The organism is Myxococcus sp. CA040A, from assembly GCF_013336725.1.
GTDB classification, from domain to species: domain Bacteria; phylum Myxococcota; class Myxococcia; order Myxococcales; family Myxococcaceae; genus Myxococcus; species Myxococcus llanfairpwllgwyngyllgogerychwyrndrobwllllantysiliogogogochensis.
In genome coordinates this window covers 208,411-224,538 of record NZ_JABUMR010000010.1, presented here as the reverse complement: position 1 = coordinate 224,538, position 16,128 = coordinate 208,411, and the positions used below count along the sequence as shown (strand labels likewise).

Here is a 16,128-nt window from a genome sequence, read left to right as displayed (position 1 = left end):
TGGCTCAGGGGTCGAGCCGCGGGCCCTCGCCGTGCGGGGTGGATTGAAACCTCGGGCTCCTTCGTGCTCGAGGTCGTCCATTCCCCTTGCTACAGCTTGCTCGGGTCGTCGACGCGGTAGTGAGACAGCCAGTAGTCGTCGGCGAAGCCCGGCAGGTCGATGTTGATCTTCTGCATGTGAATCTGTCCGCGTGCCCCGATGCGCTGGTCCGCGTCCAAATCCCACAGGTCCAGGCCCTCGAACTCGTCCGAGGAGCCGTAGGGCACGTAGTAATACGTCTGCACGAAGCCGTTCACCACGTCGACCATGTAGATGCCGGACGTCTGCCCGCCGCCGCCCACGCTGATGTACAGGTTGCCGCGCGCGGAAATCTTGCCGCCCTGAATCCAGGCGCCCACGGGGATGCTGCTCGACAGCGTCAGCGTGCGCTTGTGGGTGACGATGACGGTGTTGCCAGACAGGCCAATGGAATAGCCGCGCAGCGAGGTCGCCCCGAAGGCGTTCGTCGCCGCGTAGAACAGCCCGTCACGCGGGTTGTACGCGAGGAACGCCACGCCGCCGGACCAGTTCGGCAGCGACGCGTAGCCGATGTACTGCATGCTCGTGTTGAAGACGCCCACGGCGCCGCCCTGGCTCGGTCCATCCATGGCGATGTAGAGATAGCCATTGACGTGCACCAGGTCGCCGTAGTGCCGGAAGCCCGCGTTGTACCAGGGCGTCGGCATGTGGAAGCGCTCCGGCGGGTCGTCGTTGATGGCCGTCATCGCCTGCTTCGCGATGATTCCGTTCGTGGCCTCGTCCTTCCAGAAGTTGGTGGTGTTTCGCGTCAGGAACCAGTGCGTGGAGTTGTGGGTGATGCCCTGGATGTTGTCGGCGAAGTTCGGGTAGCTGCGGTCGGCCGGGAGGTCCCCTGCGCTGCCGATGATGTTGGGGATGGCGTAGCGGTAGCGCGCCACGAAGAGCGCGTTGGCCGTCGCGTCCAGGCCGGAGCGGTACTGCGCCGCGCCCACGCCCCACACGCACGTCCACCACCACTTGGGCAGCGTGGCGGTCTGCAGGCGCTGCCACGCGCCGCTCGCCCACTTGTCCATCCACAGCGAGCCCGTGGCCTCACCCGTCGTGGCGCAGGCCTGGTAGTACTTCTGCACGGGCCCCCAACCGGTGTGCGCCCAGCTGTAGACACCCAGCGGGCACCAGAGTTCGTCGTACTCGGTGTTGAGGCCCTGGCAGAAATTGGCGGACCACCAGGCGGTGTCCGGCACGGCCAGCTGACTCACGCCGTCCCCTGAAGGCCCCAGGGAGGTCTGCGCCTTGCCCTCGGGCGCCATCGCCTCGCGCACGGGCGTCTGCGCCAGGGCGGACGGCACGCGGCGGGCGGCCTCCACCAGCGCGGCGGGCGGCTCCTGGCCCCCCGACAGTTTGCGGTAGATGTCCGGGATGGGCATGCCGTCGAAGGCCGCCGCGTCCGGCATCGGCGTGCCTCGCGGGCCCTTCACCACCGTGACGATGCCGTAGTCGGGCACCTCGTAGAACGTCACCGCCTGACCGTCCGCCAGCTTCACGCTCGCCAGCCGCGTGCCCGGGTCGCTCTCCTGCTCGAAGTCCTCGTCCGTCTCCGAGCCACCACACGCCGCCAGCACGCCCACACAGCACAGCAGCCTGAACATCCGTCGCACGGTTGCAGCCTCCTGATGATTTTCCAGGAGAACGCCCCTCGTGAGTTTGCTTCGGTGCCCTTCGCTCGGGGACTTCCGCGCGAGCCCACCCGGGATGGTGCTTCACGCCTCCCAGGCGCCACACCCGCCGCGTCCTTCCTAAGTCAGACGCAAAGCGTCAATAGTAGCAAATCAAGCTAATCGTGAAAGTCACGATTGTGAAAATTCTTCGTCACGGAGGGCGCGTGACGGTGTGACAGGACATGGGGAGAGCTACGTGATGCGAAACATCCGTCGGTATGACGTGGTGCTGGTGGGCGGAGGCGTGACGGGGTTGATGGCGAGCCACAAGCTGGCGCGGCTCGGCCTGAGGTTGTTGTTGTTGGAGAAGCAGCCGACGCTGGCCAGTGGGCCTTCCACCCGGAACGAGGGCTGGTTGCACCGGGGCAGCTATCACGCCGGCTCGGTGAAGGACCGGCAGGCGGCCATCCAGGTGGCGCGGCGGTGCATCTACGGGCACGAGCAGATTCGAGCCTTCGCGCCGGAGGCCGTGGAGGATGCGGACCGGCCGCCGCTCGTGCTGGTGCGGGACGCGGACCGGCTCCAGGAGCTCGTCTCGCGCTGGGAGGAGGCGGGCGTCAGCCATCGTCCGCTGACGCATGCGCAGGCCCAGGCGCGCTTCTCGTCGGCGGACCTGTCTCGCGCGTCCGCGGTGTTCGAGGTCGCTGACGTCAGCATCAACACGCGGATGCTGTATCGCAAGCTGTACACCTCCGCGCAGCAGGGCGGCGCGGAGGTCCTCACCGGCTCGCGGCTGGAGCGCGTGAGCGGCTCGGAGGCCACCGTCATCACCGCCGAGGGGGAGACGCTGCACATCGAGTCGCGACTGTTCGTCTACTCGACGGGCTTCGGGGCGCGAGATTTGTTCCGCCAGTTCTTCGGGCTGGAGCTGCCCATCCGCTACTGGAAGAGCCACCTGGTGGTGGTGCCGCGTCTGGGCGGGCACGGGCTGTTCTACGTGGACCCGCACGAGGCGGCGATGATGCACCACGGTGACTACAGCGTCGTGGGACTCAACGAAGACGCGCTCCTGTGCGCCAATCCCGACTACCACGTGGTGCCCGAGCGGGCGGACAACCTCCACCGCGCGCTGGAGCGGCTGGTGCCGGGCTGGCGCAACGCGGGGCCGCACAGCGACGTGGCCTGCACCAAGGTGGACTTCGCGCCCGACGCGGGCTCCGCGCGCTCGCTCAACATCGCCATCCACGAGCCGGTGCCCGGCCACATCTGCATCCTGCCGGGGAAGATGACGGAGGCGCCGTTCCTCACGGACGTGCTGACGGCGCGGCTCTACGAGCGACTGGAGGATGGGCTCATCGCGAAGCGCCCGTGTGACGTGCTGCACGCGAGCCTCGCGTCCGTCGTGCGGGAGGCCACCCATGCGGCTTGACCTGCTCGCGGCCCTGGATGCGCCCCGGCGCTCGGCGGGACTGCTCACCGTGGAGGAGGTCCTCGCGCTCGCGGACACGGGGAACGTCATCTATGACCCGTTCTCCGTGCTCATCTCGCGGCACCTGCGCATCGGCGAGGGCAATGTCATCCATCCGTGTGTTACGCTGACCTGCGCGGCCTCGGCGGAGTTCCAACTGGGCAGCCGGAACATCCTCCACACGGGCACGCTGCTGGCCGCCGAGACGGGCAGCATCCTCGTCGGTGACGGCAACCAGTTTGGCGAGGGCGGCTTCACCGCGAAGGCCAATCGCTCCGGTGCGCGTATCACCGTGGGCGACGGGGGACGGTATCTGGGTGGCGTGTCCGTGTTCGGAGAGAGCGTGCTCGGCTCCGGGACGCAGGTGCTCGGGGCCATCACCGTGGACAGTTGTCAGCTCGCGGCGGGCGCGGCCTTCAGCGACCCGGACCCGGACGTGCGCGCGGCCGTGTTGAAGGGCTCGGGCACGGCGCGGGGCCTGGTGCTGGGCGTGGGACAGGTCATCCTGGGCAACGGTGGCTTCCGCGCCGAGGACGTGAAGCCGCAGGCGTTCTATCACCCCAAGGTGAAGTCATGAGCGGGACACGGCCCGTGGAGCTGGGGCTCGGACTGCTCTCGCTCGGACGCAGGTGGGGCTACCGCGCCGAACCGCCTCCGTCGGAAGCCGACGGTAGACGGCTGCTCGACACCGCCCTCGAACTGGGGGTCCGCTGCTTCGACACCGCGCCCGCGTATGGCTCGAGCGAGAAGCGCTTTGGTGCGTTCCTGTCGGGGCTCGGCTCCGCGCGGAGCTCCGTCTTCGTGGCCACCAAGCTGGGTGAGCATTGGGACGCGGTGCGGAACACGTCCTTCACCGACCACTCGCCGGACGCGCTTCGCCGGAGCCTGGACGAGAGCGTGCGGCTGCTCGGGCACATCGACCTGCTCCAGGTCCACAAAGCGACGGCCGCCAACGTGGGCTCGCCCGAGGTGTTGCGCGTGCTCGAGTACGCGGGGACGCTCGGGGTCTCCCGCGTGGGCGCCAGTGTGAGTGATTGGGCCGGCGCCGAGGCCGCCTGTGCCGCGGGCGTCTATTCCTTCCTTCAGTTCCCCTACAACCTGCTCCACCGGACGCTGGAGCCGGCGTTCGAGCTGGCGGCCCGACACGGGCTCCAGGTCCTGGTCAACCGGCCCTTCGCCATGGGCCAGTTGCTCCAGGAGGAGGGAAGGGATGCGCGGCTGTCCATGCGCGAGTCATTGACTCACATCCTCGGGCAGCGCTTCTCCGGCTACGTGCTGACGGGCACGAAGTCTCCGGAGCACCTGCGTCAGACCGTGGACGCCTTCCGCTCGCTCGAAGGCTGACGGGAAGACTTTCTCGCCGGCGGGGCTTCGTCGTTGCTCCGCCGTGCTCCCGACTCGGGCCTCGCCAAGCCGTGGGCTCGAGCGGGCACCTCTTTGCCTCGAAGACCCTCAACCATGTGGATTGCGTATGGCCTGGGCGCGGGCGTGATGCTCGGCCTCTATGATGTCTGGACGAAGAAGGCGATGACGGGCAACAGCGTCATCCCCGTCGTCATGTGGTCCTCTCTCTTTGGCGCGCTGTGCTGGGTGCCGGTGTTGATTCCGGGCGTGCTGCCCATTCACGTCGAGCCGTTTGGATTGACGTGGCGGGAGCAGGCGTGGCTGTTGCCCAAGGGAGTGGCGATGACGGCGTCGTGGATTCTCGCGTACTACGCGGTCCGCGAGCTGCCCATCTCCATCGCCGGAGCGGTGCGCGCCTCCGGCCCGCTGTGGACGCTGGCGGGCGGCTTCCTGATGTTCCGCGAGCTGCTGACGCCCGTGCAGTTCCTCGGGCTGATGCTCACCGTCTGCTCGTACTACGTGCTCTCCATCGTCGGCCGGAAGGAGGGGTTGGTGTTGGCGAAGAACCGCTCCGTGTGGTGGATGTTGTCCGCCACCGCGCTGTCGGCGGCGACCACCGTGTATGACAAGTTCCTCGTCTCGCGGCTGGGCCTGCCCGTGCTGGAGCTGCAAGCCAGCTCCGCGTTCCAGCGCTGCCTTCTGTCCGCGCTCGTCTTCGTGCCGTACATGCTGCGCAACGGCGGACTGGGCCTGGGCCTCACCTGGAGCTGGGGCATTCCGCTGGTGGGGTGTTCCTGGGTGGCGGCCGAGCTCATCTACTTCGTCGCCATCACCGAGCCGGAGGCGATGGTGACGCACCTGTCCGTGCTGCGCAGGACGAGCCTCATCGTGGGCTTCATCCTGTCGGCCCTCTTCTTCCGCGAGGCCAACGTCCTCTTGAAGTCCGGGATGATTGCCGTGCTCATCCTCGGCATGGCCATCCTCATCCTGGGGGGATAGCGGGTTGCTCCCAGGGGAAGTGCGTGGCACCCAGGGCGGGCTTCAAATCAAACAGCCACGTCGCCTTCTCGTCGTACTTCGCGAAGAAGGGCTTGCCGACCCACTCCGCCTCCCGGGCCTGGATGAAGTGCAGCATGAAGACCTTCTCGCCCCCGATTTCCGTCACGCCATCCACGCACACCTTGCCGGGCGTGGCGGACATCGACGGGCCGCGTACCGTGCGCGCCAGGCCAGACACCTGCCGGTAGGCGCTCCGGAAGATGTCGTAGGCGGAGGCGAGCGGGACGGCGAAGTAGTCCTGCGGTCCCGTGTCCCGCTCGATGAACATGTAATACGGCACCATGCCGTGGCGCAGGTGCGTGCGCCACATGCGCTCCCACGTCGCCGCGTCATCGTTGATGGTGCGAATCAGCGGCGCCTGGGTGCGGATGACCGCGCCCGTGGAGCGGATGCGGCGCACGGCCTCCTGCACGATGTCCGGCACCATCTCGTTGGGATGGGAGAAGTGCGCCATGAACGCCAGGCTCTTGCCGGAGGCGACCACCTTCTCGAACAGGCGCAGCGTGTCGTCCGCGTCCGGGTCCGTGACGAAGCGCTGCGGCCAGTACGCCAGCGCCTTGGTGCCGATGCGGATGGCCTCCAGGTGCTCGATGTCCAGCAGCGGCTCGATGTAGCGCGCCAGCACCGCCTCGCTCATCACCATGGGGTCGCCCCCGGTGAACAACACGTTGGTGACCTCCGGGTGCTCGCGCACGTAGTCGACCATGGGGGCGATGTCTCGCGAGGCGAACTTCAAATCCGCGTCCCCCACGAACTGCGCCCAGCGGAAGCAATACGTGCAGTAGGCGTGACACGTCTGCCCCTGCTTCGGGAAGAAGAGCACCGTCTCCTGATACTTGTGCTGGAGCCCCGGCAGCGGCTCCTCGTTGGCGAGCTTGGGCACGTTGAGCTGCATCTGCCCGGCGGGATGCGGATTGAGGCTCGCGCGGATGTCTCGCACCACCCCCGCCAGCTCCAGCGCGGGCGCCCCCGAGCGCATCAGGTCGACGATGCGCGAGACGTCGGATGCGGGCAGCATGTCCGCCCGCGGAAACACGAGCCGGTAGATGGGGTCGTCCGGCGCGGCGGACCAGTCGATGAGCTCGTCCACCACGTACGTGTTGACGCGAAAGGGGAGCACCTGGGCCACCGCCTGCACGGCGAGCCGCTCGTCCGACGACAGGCGTGCCCTCGCCGTCAGCTCGTCCAGGTTCCTGTGGGTATAGGCACGGTATCGCTGTCCCAGGGACAGGGGCCGCACCGCGTTGGATGTAGCGCTCACGCGGTTCCTCGCTTTTTGGGCATGGCAGGACCCTCCGCGATGGCTCCACGGAAACGGCCCTGGATGGGTTGGTGTCAGTAACCAGACGTACTGTTTGAACACCAACGAGGTGGTCTTTCGGGGTAACACACGGCACGTGGACCTGTCACTCCGTCCGAGAGAAGAAACGTCGAATGACGCTGCCGGGTGAGGGGAGACCCTGTCGATGTGTCCGGGTGCCAGGCGCGGACTCCCTGGGGGAAGTCGCGTCCATGACGTCCCGCGCAATCACGCATCGTCTGTGTTTGTTATTGAGATGATATTCTGGGTTACCCTGGACACCCCTTTTTCCAAGGAGTCGCCCATGAAGTCTCGTCTGTTGGTCGTCGTGGCAAGCCTGACGCTGGGGCTCTTCTCCGCGTGTGGCGAGTCTTCTCCCGACTCCCGAGTGATGGAGCCGGGACAGGTAGAGGCCGGGCTCGAGCAGTGCCCATGCGGGGGCAGTTGGCCGTGGTGCGAGCCCTGCGCCTACATCTGCGGCGACAACTTCTGTGACACCGCACACGGGGAGAGCAGCTCCACCTGTCCCGAGGACTGCGCTTCGGTGCCCACTTGCGGTGACGGCCTCTGCAACAACGGGGAGACGACCTGGTCGTGCCCGTCGGACTGCCCTGGCACCTCGTGCGGGGATGGGATCTGTAACGGGGGTGAGACGACGTCGACGTGTCCCGGCGACTGCCCCAGCAACTCGTGCGGTGACGGCCTCTGCAACAACGGTGAGCATGGGTGGTCCTGCCCCATCGACTGCCCCAACACGCCTCCGTGCGGTGACTTCATCTGCTCCACGGGTGAGCCGACGTGGTGCCCCCAGGACTGCCCGCCCATGTGCTCGACGTGCCCGCAGGAGCCTCAGGGCTGAAGGGCTGACCTTCCCTGAGTGACAACCTCGCCGTGCCCGGAGTGTGGCCGGGCGCGGCGGGGCGGATTTTCCCGGGACACCGCCGCGGGGGCGGCCTCTAGGATGCGGGGCTCCCGCCCGCAGCCCGTGAGACTCCATGAATACTCCTCGCCGTCACGACTCCCCGCTGACAGCCGTGTCCCCGCCGCCCGCCGCCGTGAGCCCTGGTGCTCCGGGCGTCCTCGACTGGCTCGCGAGGGCCGTGGGCCTGGTGGTCGCGTGGGTGGGGGTCGCTGGCGCGGTGTTCGGGGTGATGGGGCTGGCGGTGGGCGTGGTGGGAATCGTTTCGCCGGATGAAGGGAAGAAAGCCTCGGACGGGTGGTTGGTTCTGGCGCTGGCGGTCGTGTTCGTGGGTGTGGGGGTCTTCCTGTGGAAGAAAGGCATGGCGCCGTCCCGGACGGCTCGGCGCCGGGAGCAACTGCGTGGCTTCATCCGAGCACAAATCCGGCTCCGCGCGAGCGACGCGGCCCTTCACCTCAAGGTGTCCGAGGACGAGGCGGATGCGCTGCTCACCGCGCTCATCGCCCGTCACGAGGTGGACCTCGTCTACCTGGCGGAGTCGCGCGAGTACGTCCACCGGGACGCGCTGGAGCGGGCGCAGAGTGTCGGCAGCAGGTGTCCCTCGTGTGATGCCCCGGTGGGCGCGGACAATGTTCTTCCAGGAGACAAGGTCGTCTGCTCCTACTGCGCGGCCCCCTTCATGGTGGCCTAGAAGTCGCCAGCACGTCCTCGCAATCGATGGTCACAGCTCGCCGTAAGGGTCGGCGTCCTTCGACGCATGGCCAGGTCCCTGGGAGGGGTCGATGAGAAGAGTGTTCGGAGCGGTAACAGCCGCCGCGTTCCTCGGGTGCGCGGCATCACACGAAGCCCAGAAGCCCGAAGCCCCACCTGCGCCCGCCGAGGCTCCCGCGGTGGCTGCCCCGGCCCCGGCTCCCGCCGAGACGCCCAAGCTCCAGGTGCCGGTGGACTACTTCAAGCTCGATAACGGCTTGAAGGTGGTCCTCTCGCGAGACACCACGGCGCCCAAGACGGCGATTGGCGTCTATTACAACATCGGCTTTCGCATCGAGCCGAAGAACCGCACCGGCTTCGCGCACCTGTTCGAGCACATGATGTTCCAGGGCTCGACCAACCTCGGGAAGATGGAGTTCATCCGGCTCATCCAGAAGAACGGCGGAGTGCTCAACGGCTCCACGCGCTTCGACTTCACCAACTACTTCGAGATTGTCCCCTCCAACGCGCTGGAGACGATGCTCTGGGCGGAGGCCGACCGGATGCGCGGCCTGGAGGTGACGCAGGAGAACCTCAAGAACCAGCAGGGCGTGGTGTCGAACGAGGTGAAGGTCAACGTCCTCAACCAGCCCTATGGCGGCTTTCCGTGGCTGGACATGCCGCAGGTGGCGAACACCAACTGGTACAACGCGCACAACTTCTACGGCGACCTGAAGGATTTGGAGGCCGCCACGCTGGACGACGTGAAGTCGTTCTTCAAGACGTACTACGCCCCGAGCAACGCCGTGCTGGTGGTGGTGGGCGACTTCGAGCCGGAGCAGGTGAAGGGCTGGGTGAAGAAGTACTTCGGACCGCTGCCCACGGTGGCGCAGCCCCAGAAGCCGGACATCTCCGAGCCGCGCCAGGAGAAGGAGAAGCGCCACGACAAGCCGGACAAGCTGGCCGAGCGCCCGGCGCTCGCGGTGGGCTACCACATGCCCGCGGTGGGCACGCCCGAGTACTACGCCATGGCGCTGGTCGACGAGGTGCTCCTGAAGGGCAATGACAGCGCGCTCTACCAGCAGCTCGTGCAGAAGAAGGGCCTGGCGGGTGAGCTGCAGGGTGGGGTGAACGAGCTGGGCAACCAGTGGAACTACAACGGGCCCATGCAGTGGACCGCGTATCTGTTCCACGACGCGAGTACGTCGCCGGAAGCGATTCTGAAGGAGATTGACGGCGTGGTGGCGCAGCTTCAGGAAAAGCCCATCGACGCGGCGACGCTGGCGCGTGCGCGGGTGAAGGCGCGCTCGCGGCTGTATGAGCACGTGGAGTCGTTCCTCGGCTTCGGCCGCGCGGACCTGCTGGCCTCCTTCGCGCTCTTCTTCGACGACCCGGAGCGCATCAACCGGCTGGAGGACGAGCTGATGAAGGTGTCACCGGAGCTCATCCAGAAGACCGCGCGTGAGTACCTGCGCCGTGAGAACCGCACGGTGCTCACGGTGACTCCCGCCCCCACCAAGGCCCAGGCCCGCTGAGGACATGCGACCCATGAACACGCGCTCACTTCGCAGCCGTCTCGTCGCTCCCGCGCTGATGGTGTTCGGGCTTCTGCACGCGCCCGCCATCGCCGCCGCTCCCGCCAAGGAGGCCCCTCCGGCTCCCGCGGCGCCCAAGCCCTTCAAGGTCCCCGTCCGCACCGAGTTCAAGCTCGACAACGGGCTGGAGGTCTCGCTGCTTCCCTATGGCGACATGCCGAAGGTCGCCATCCAGCTCGCCATCGACACCGGCAACATCCACGAGAAGTCCAATGAGGTCTGGCTCGCGGACCTGACGGGCAAGCTGCTGGTGGAGGGCACCACCTCCCGCACCGCCGAGCAGGTGGCCCAGACGGCCGCCGGGCTGGGGGGACAGCTCAACGTCGGCACCACGCAGGACCAGACGTTCGTCGGCATCGAGGTGCTCTCCGAGTCGGCGCCCCAGGCGGTGGCGCTCATCGCGGACGTCATCCAGAGCCCGGCCTTCCCTCCGGCGGAGGTGGAGCGGGTGAAGGCGAACCTGCTGCGGGACGTGGCCATCTACCGGAGCCAGCCGCAGGTGCTCGCCGACGAGCTGCTGGCGAAGGCCGTCTATGGCGACCATCCCTATGGCCGCATCTTCCCGACCGAGGAGATGTTGAAGGGCTACACGCGGGAGGGTGTGCGCGCGCACTACGACGCGAACATCGGCGCGGCCCGCTCGCGGCTGTACATCGTCGGCCGGTTCGACGCGGCCTCGGTGGAGAAGGCGGTGCGCGAGGTGTTCACCGGCTGGAAGCCGGGCCCCGCGCGCGTCCAGAACCCGCCGACGCAGCAGGTGGCGAAGTCGGTGCAGTACCTGGACCGGCCCGGCTCGGTGCAGTCCACGGTGCGCGTCGCGGTGAAGGCGCTGCCGCCCGCAAGTCCCGACTACGTCCAGCAGGAGGTGATGAACACGCTGCTCGGTGGCTACTTCAGCTCGCGCATCACCGCGAACATCCGCGAGAAGAAGGGCTATTCGTACTCGCCCTACAGCGAAATCTCCGTGCACGTGGGGGATGCGTCCTGGGTGCAGAACGCGGACGTGACGACGGCCGTCACCGGGGAGTCGCTGAAGGAGGTGCTCAAGGAGGTGGACACGCTGCGCAGGACGCCGCCCTCCGCCGACGAGCTGCGCGAGGTGCAGAACTACCTGGCGGGTGTCTTCCTGCTCCAGAACTCGTCGCGCAACGGCATCATCAACAAGCTGCGCTTCGTGGACCTGCACGGACTGCCGGACTCGTACCTGCGCGACTACGTGCAGACGGTGATGTCCGTCACCCCGGAGCAGGTGAAGCAGATGGCCACGAAGACGCTCACGCGTGAGTCGATGACCATCGTGGTGGTGGGTGACCTGAAGGTCGTGAAGCCGCAGCTCAAGGTGCTTCCGCCGCCGGTGCGCTGACGGTGTTGGGGACGGAGGCCGAGTCCAGGGCCTCCGTCCTGTCCGTCAGAGGTGCTGTTTGAAGTAGCGCATGGTGTGCTCCCACAAGCGCTCCGTCACCTGCGGGTCGGAGTACACCATGTGCGTCATGCCGGAGAGCGGCAGGAACTCGTGGGACTGGCCCGCCCGGAACAACGCGTCCGACAGCTTGAGGGCGTGGAAGAATAAGACGTTGTCGTCCGCGGTGCCGTGAATGACGAGGAGCTTGCCCATGGGCTGGCCCGCCTTCACGTGGGTGAGCAGTGAGCTCTGGGCATACGCGTCAGGGTGCTCGTCGGGCAGGCCGAGGAATCGCTCCGTCAGGTGCGTGTCGTAGTCCCGCCAGTCCGTCACCGCCGACACCGCCACCGCGGCCTTGAAGACGTCCGGCCGGGTGAGCACGGCGAGCGCGGACATGTAGCCGCCGTGGCTGCCTCCTGTGATTCCCACGCGGTTCAAGTCCAGCTCGGGGACCTCCGCCGCGAGCGCGCGCAGCGCCGCCACCTGTTCATCCATCAGCACCTTGGGGAAGTCGTACTTCGGCTTGCGCAGCTTCGCGTCGGCCGTCGGCGAGGCGCCGCGTCCGTCGAGCCGCACCACGAGGAAGCCCTGGTCCGCCATCCACTGCGCGGTGAGGTGCGACGCCATGCTCTGGCGGACCATGGCGGTGCCGGGGCCCGCGTAGATTTCCACGATGACGGGCAGCTTCACCCCGGGCTTCGCGTCGCGCGGACGCACCAGGGACGTCGGGAAGCGCTCCTTGCCCACCTGACGCACTTCCAGCCGGGGCTGGAAGGGAGGCTCCTTCGCGATGGAGGGCAGCTCGCCCACGCGCGTGCCGTCCGCCTTGAGCACCACGGTGCTCCGCATGCTCTTGGGGCCCTCCGACGTCACGACGAGCAGCCCTCCCCGGGGGGAGAGGCGGGCCGACTCCAGCGCCGGGCCTCCCGTGGTGACGCGGGTCGGCTTGTCTCCCTTTCGCGCGCGCCACACGTAGCGCTCCGCGGAGTTCGTCCCTCCGACGAAGTAGACGGTCTCCTCCTTCTCCACGTAGCCCACCAGTCCGCCGAAGCCCGCGTCAGGCGGGACGAGCGAGCGCACGAGCTTGCCGGTGGCGTCGCGCAGCTCCAGCTCGGGTGCGCCGTTGCGCTCGGTGCCCCAGAGAAAGCCGCTGCCGTCTTCCAGCCAGTGGGGGAAGGTCTGGTCCAGCTCCAGCCAGGCGTCGTCCTTCTCCACGAGCAGGGGCGTGGTGCGCCCGGTCTTCACGTCCACGGCGAGCAGCACCTCCTCCGTCTGGTGGCGGTTCTGCACCAGCAGGGTCAGCGGGCCCTTCGCGGGCCAGCGCACGGTGGCGAGGTAGGGGTACTTCTCCGCGTCCCAGTTCACCCACGTCGTCTTTCCGCCGGTGACGGGGATGACGCCCAACCGCACCCTGGCGTTGGCCTTGCCGGCGCGAGGGTAGGAGAGCTGCTGCGCGCCCTGCGCGGGGTTGCCGGTGTCCGCGATGGAGAGCTTCTCCACGCCGCTCGTGTCCGACTCCGTGTAGGCCAGGGCCTTGGCGTCCGGGCTCCACCAGTAGCCAGAGAAGCGATACATCTCCTCCTGGGCGATGAACTCCGCCAGCCCGTGTGTCTTCTCCTCGGTGCCGCCCTTGGTGACGCGGCGCTCGGTGTTGGTGGCCAGGTCCAGGCGGTACACGTCGTGCTCGCGGACGTAGGCCACCTGGGTGCCATCCGAGGACAGTCGCGGGTCGATGACGCCCGGTCCCGTCTTGAGCTCGGTCACCTTTCCGGACGCCCGCTCCACGACGAACAGCTTGCCGGACAGCCCCATGAGGAGCTTCTTGCCGTCATCGGACAGGGTGTAGTTGGAGAACCCGCGCGAGTTCATCCGCATGCGCTCCCGGCGCGCCTTCTCCTCGGGCGTGAGGGTCTCCTCGGCGCCTTGCAGGAGGCTCTCGGGCGTGAGCAGCTCTCGCGACTGGCCGGTGGCCACGTCGAACGCATGGAGGGAGAGCGCGTTGGAGGTGGCGGAGTTGCGCAGGAAGAACAGCGTCTGCTCATCCGGAGTGACAGTGGCGCCCACGGGACGGCCGCTGTTGAAGGAGCGTGTCTCCTGGAGCTGGCGGAAGAAGCTGGTGGGTTTGGGGACGGACTCGGGCTTGGGTGGGGACGGGGGTTGAGCGAGGACGGGTGCGCTCAAGAGGACGAGTGCGGTGAGGAGGATTCGCATGGGGGTGTGGGGAGCCCTCGGCATGACGGCTCTGAGTCCGTGGAAGATGCCATGGCGATGTAACCGGGAGATGAAGCGCTTGTCGCCATGGGGAGGACCCGTGACGTTGGGGATGCGCTGTTGACCATGACAGTCCCATGGCACTCGCGCCGGGCCGGGCCGCCTTGGGCGCGTCATCCCCCGACGTTATGCTTCAGCCATGAGTGAGCATGTGCCCCGAGTCATCGTCGCGCGGCGGTTGTCGCCAGAAGGCTTCGCACCGTTTGGCGATGTGGTCTCCGCGGGGCTCGCGCCGGGGGCGCTGGCGAATCAGGGGACGGCGGTGCGATTCGACTGGTCCGCGAGGCTGGAGAACGCGCGGGACTCGGCGAAGCCGAACCTCGCGGTGTTCCGCTCGGTGCCCCAGGGGCTGCCCTTCACGGTGAAGCTGCTGGAGCATCATCCGTATTCGAGCCAGGCGTTCCTTCCCATGCGGTGCGAGCGGTACCTGGTGTGTGTCGCCCCGAGCGCGCCCGAGGGTGGGCCGGACGTGGAGAAGTTGGAGGCCTTCGTCTGTGGACCGGGGGAGGGCGTGAACTACCACCGGGGCGTGTGGCACCACCCCATCATCGCGTTGGATGCGCCGGCGGAGTTCGCCATGCTCGCCTGGGAGGACGGGAGCGAGGGGGACTGCGTGGTGCGGCAGTTCGCGGAGCTGGCGAGGGTGCGGGTCCAGGTCGACGACTGAGGCTATCATCCGGCCTCCCTTGGGTTTTGGGACTGGAGGCTCCGGATGGGACAGCAGACGGATGTCATCGTCGTGGGCGGTGGGCTCGCGGGGCTCGTCGCGGCGACGGAGCTCGCGGACGCGGGCAAGCGCGTCACGGTGGTGGACCAGGAGGGTGAGCAGAACCTGGGGGGACAGGCGTTCTGGTCCTTCGGTGGGTTGTTCCTGGTGGACTCGCCGGAGCAGCGGCGGATGGGCATCAAGGACTCGCATGCGCTCGCGCTCGAGGACTGGATGGGCACCGCGGGGTTCGACCGCGAGGAGGACCACTGGCCCCGGAAGTGGGCGGAGGCCTTCGTCGACTTCGCGGCGACGGAGATGCGCCCGTGGCTGCATGCGCAGGGCATGCGCTGGTTCCCCGTGGTGGGCTGGGCGGAGCGCGGTGGCTACGGCGCGGTGGGGCACGGCAACTCCGTGCCTCGCTTCCATGTGACGTGGGGCACGGGGCCGGGAGTGCTCGCGCCTTTTGTCCGGCGCGCGCAGGCGGCGCGGGAGAAGGGGACGCTGACGTTCCTGTTCCGGCACCGTGTGGACGAGCTGCTCGTCGAGGCGGGGGCGGTGGTGGGGGTGCGGGGGATGAAGCTGGTGCCCTCGGACGTGGAGCGTGGGGTGAGCAGCTCACGGGAGACGGCGGGGGACTTCGAGCTGCGGGGCTCGGCGGTGGTTGTCACGTCGGGAGGCATTGGCGGCAACCACGAGCTGGTGCGCAAGAGCTGGCCGGAGCGCATGGGGCCCGTGCCGAAGTTCATGGTGCAGGGTGTGCCGGCGCATGTGGATGGTCGGATGATTGCGATTACGGAGGCGGCGGGTGGACGGCTCATCAACCGCGACCGCATGTGGCATTACACGGAGGGGTTGAGGAACTGGAACCCCATCTGGCCTCGGCACGGCATCCGGATTCTTCCAGGGCCCAGCTCGCTGTGGCTGGACGCGACGGGCAAGCGGCTGCCGCCGCCGTTGTTCCCGGGCTTCGACACGTTGGGAACGCTCGAGCACATCCTGAAGACGGGGCATGAGTATTCGTGGTTCGTGTTGAACCAGTGGATTTTGAAGAAGGAGTTCGCGCTCTCGGGCTCCGAGCAGAACCCGGACCTCACGGGGAAGGATTGGAAGGGTGTGCTCAACCGGGCCGTGGGCAAGAAGGCGATGGGGCCGGTGGAGGCGTTCAAGGAGCACGGCGCGGACTTCGTCGTGGCGAACGACTTGCGGACGTTGGTGGAGGGGATGAACGCGAAGACGGAGACGCCGGTGCTCGACTTCGCGACGGTGGAGCGTGAGGTGCTCGCGCGGGACAGGCAGTTGGACAACCCGTTCGGGAAGGACTTGCAGATTGCCGCGATTCGACAGGCACGGGGGTATCGCGGGGACCAGTTGGTGCGCACGGCGAAGCTGCACCGCATCCTGGACCCGAAGGCGGGGCCGCTCATCGGCGTGAAATTGAATGTGCTGACGCGCAAGACGCTGGGAGGGTTCGAGACGGACCTGTCCGGCCGGGTGTTCGGGACGCAGGGACAGGTGATTCCCGGCCTCTACGCGGCCGGCGAGGTGGCCGGGTTCGGTGGAGGAGGGGTGCACGGGTACCGGGCGCTGGAGGGCACGTTCCTCGGCGGGTGCATCTTCTCGGGGCGGGCGGCGGGCAGGGCGCTGGTGAAGACTGTGTAGACCGTGTGGGGCCCGCGGCGGTGTCTCCGCCGTGGG

13 protein-coding genes are annotated in these 16,128 nt (G+C 67.8%); 10 read left to right on the top strand and 3 right to left on the bottom strand.

The window, feature by feature from the left end; genetic code table 11:
• Positions 1-89: 89 nt before the first annotated feature.
• A complete protein-coding gene (locus HUA75_RS38015) occupies positions 90-1,676 on the bottom strand; it encodes a hypothetical protein (protein WP_174489216.1) in 1,587 nt (528 codons plus the stop codon).
• Between the two features lie 259 nt (positions 1,677-1,935).
• On the opposite strand from HUA75_RS38015, the gene HUA75_RS38010 reads away from it, so the two are divergent.
• From HUA75_RS38010 to HUA75_RS37995, 4 genes are all read left to right on the top strand, one after another.
• A complete protein-coding gene (locus HUA75_RS38010; RefSeq protein WP_217439487.1) occupies positions 1,936-3,105 on the top strand; it encodes an FAD-binding oxidoreductase in 1,170 nt (389 codons plus the stop codon).
• Entirely contained in the window at positions 3,095-3,721 is a 627-nt protein-coding gene (locus tag HUA75_RS38005; RefSeq protein ID WP_141643063.1) for an AraC family transcriptional regulator, read from the top strand. The genes HUA75_RS38010 and HUA75_RS38005 overlap by 11 nt, the downstream gene beginning before the upstream one ends.
• On the top strand, positions 3,718-4,488 hold the full coding sequence (locus HUA75_RS38000; RefSeq protein ID WP_174489215.1) for an aldo/keto reductase: 771 nt from the start codon (positions 3,718-3,720) through the stop codon (positions 4,486-4,488). Before HUA75_RS38005 ends, HUA75_RS38000 begins: the two co-directional genes overlap by 4 nt.
• Positions 4,489-4,602: 114 nt before the next feature.
• Positions 4,603-5,487, top strand: coding sequence for a DMT family transporter (locus HUA75_RS37995; protein ID WP_174489214.1), 885 nt, complete (start codon positions 4,603-4,605; stop codon positions 5,485-5,487).
• Here the strand turns inward: HUA75_RS37995 and HUA75_RS37990 are convergent.
• A complete protein-coding gene (locus HUA75_RS37990; protein WP_174458217.1) occupies positions 5,471-6,808 on the bottom strand; it encodes a KamA family radical SAM protein in 1,338 nt (445 codons plus the stop codon). The genes HUA75_RS37995 and HUA75_RS37990 overlap by 17 nt on opposite strands.
• A 343-nt stretch (positions 6,809-7,151) precedes the next feature.
• Between HUA75_RS37990 and HUA75_RS37985 the strand changes: the two genes are divergently transcribed.
• The 4 genes from HUA75_RS37985 to HUA75_RS37970 all read left to right on the top strand — a co-directional run bounded on the left by HUA75_RS37985 (position 7,152) and on the right by HUA75_RS37970 (position 11,414).
• Positions 7,152-7,706 (top strand): tenascin-X, encoded by a 555-nt coding sequence (locus HUA75_RS37985; RefSeq protein ID WP_141643066.1) that lies wholly within the window; start codon positions 7,152-7,154, stop codon positions 7,704-7,706.
• A gap of 136 nt (positions 7,707-7,842) precedes the next feature.
• Positions 7,843-8,457 (top strand): hypothetical protein, encoded by a 615-nt coding sequence (locus HUA75_RS37980; RefSeq protein WP_254623847.1) that lies wholly within the window; start codon positions 7,843-7,845, stop codon positions 8,455-8,457.
• A 91-nt stretch (positions 8,458-8,548) separates the two neighbouring features.
• Positions 8,549-9,991: a pitrilysin family protein gene (locus HUA75_RS37975; RefSeq protein ID WP_174458219.1), complete on the top strand. Its 1,443-nt coding sequence runs from the start codon at positions 8,549-8,551 to the stop codon at positions 9,989-9,991.
• A gap of 13 nt (positions 9,992-10,004) precedes the next feature.
• Positions 10,005-11,414, top strand: a complete 1,410-nt coding sequence (locus tag HUA75_RS37970) for a pitrilysin family protein (RefSeq protein WP_174489213.1) — start codon at positions 10,005-10,007, stop codon at positions 11,412-11,414.
• A 45-nt stretch (positions 11,415-11,459) separates the two neighbouring features.
• On the opposite strand, the gene HUA75_RS37965 is transcribed toward HUA75_RS37970, so the two are convergent.
• On the bottom strand, positions 11,460-13,664 hold the full coding sequence (locus tag HUA75_RS37965) for a DPP IV N-terminal domain-containing protein (RefSeq protein ID WP_174489212.1): 2,205 nt from the start codon (positions 13,662-13,664) through the stop codon (positions 11,460-11,462).
• A 199-nt stretch (positions 13,665-13,863) separates the two neighbouring features.
• Between HUA75_RS37965 and HUA75_RS37960 the strand changes: the two genes are divergently transcribed.
• Positions 13,864-14,391 carry an ureidoglycolate lyase gene (locus tag HUA75_RS37960; protein ID WP_174489211.1) on the top strand — a complete coding sequence of 176 codons (528 nt, stop codon included), beginning with the start codon at positions 13,864-13,866 and terminating at the stop codon, positions 14,389-14,391.
• A gap of 45 nt (positions 14,392-14,436) precedes the next feature.
• Positions 14,437-16,092, top strand: coding sequence for an FAD-binding dehydrogenase (locus HUA75_RS37955; protein ID WP_174460520.1), 1,656 nt, complete (start codon positions 14,437-14,439; stop codon positions 16,090-16,092).
• Positions 16,093-16,128: the final 36 nt, after the last annotated feature.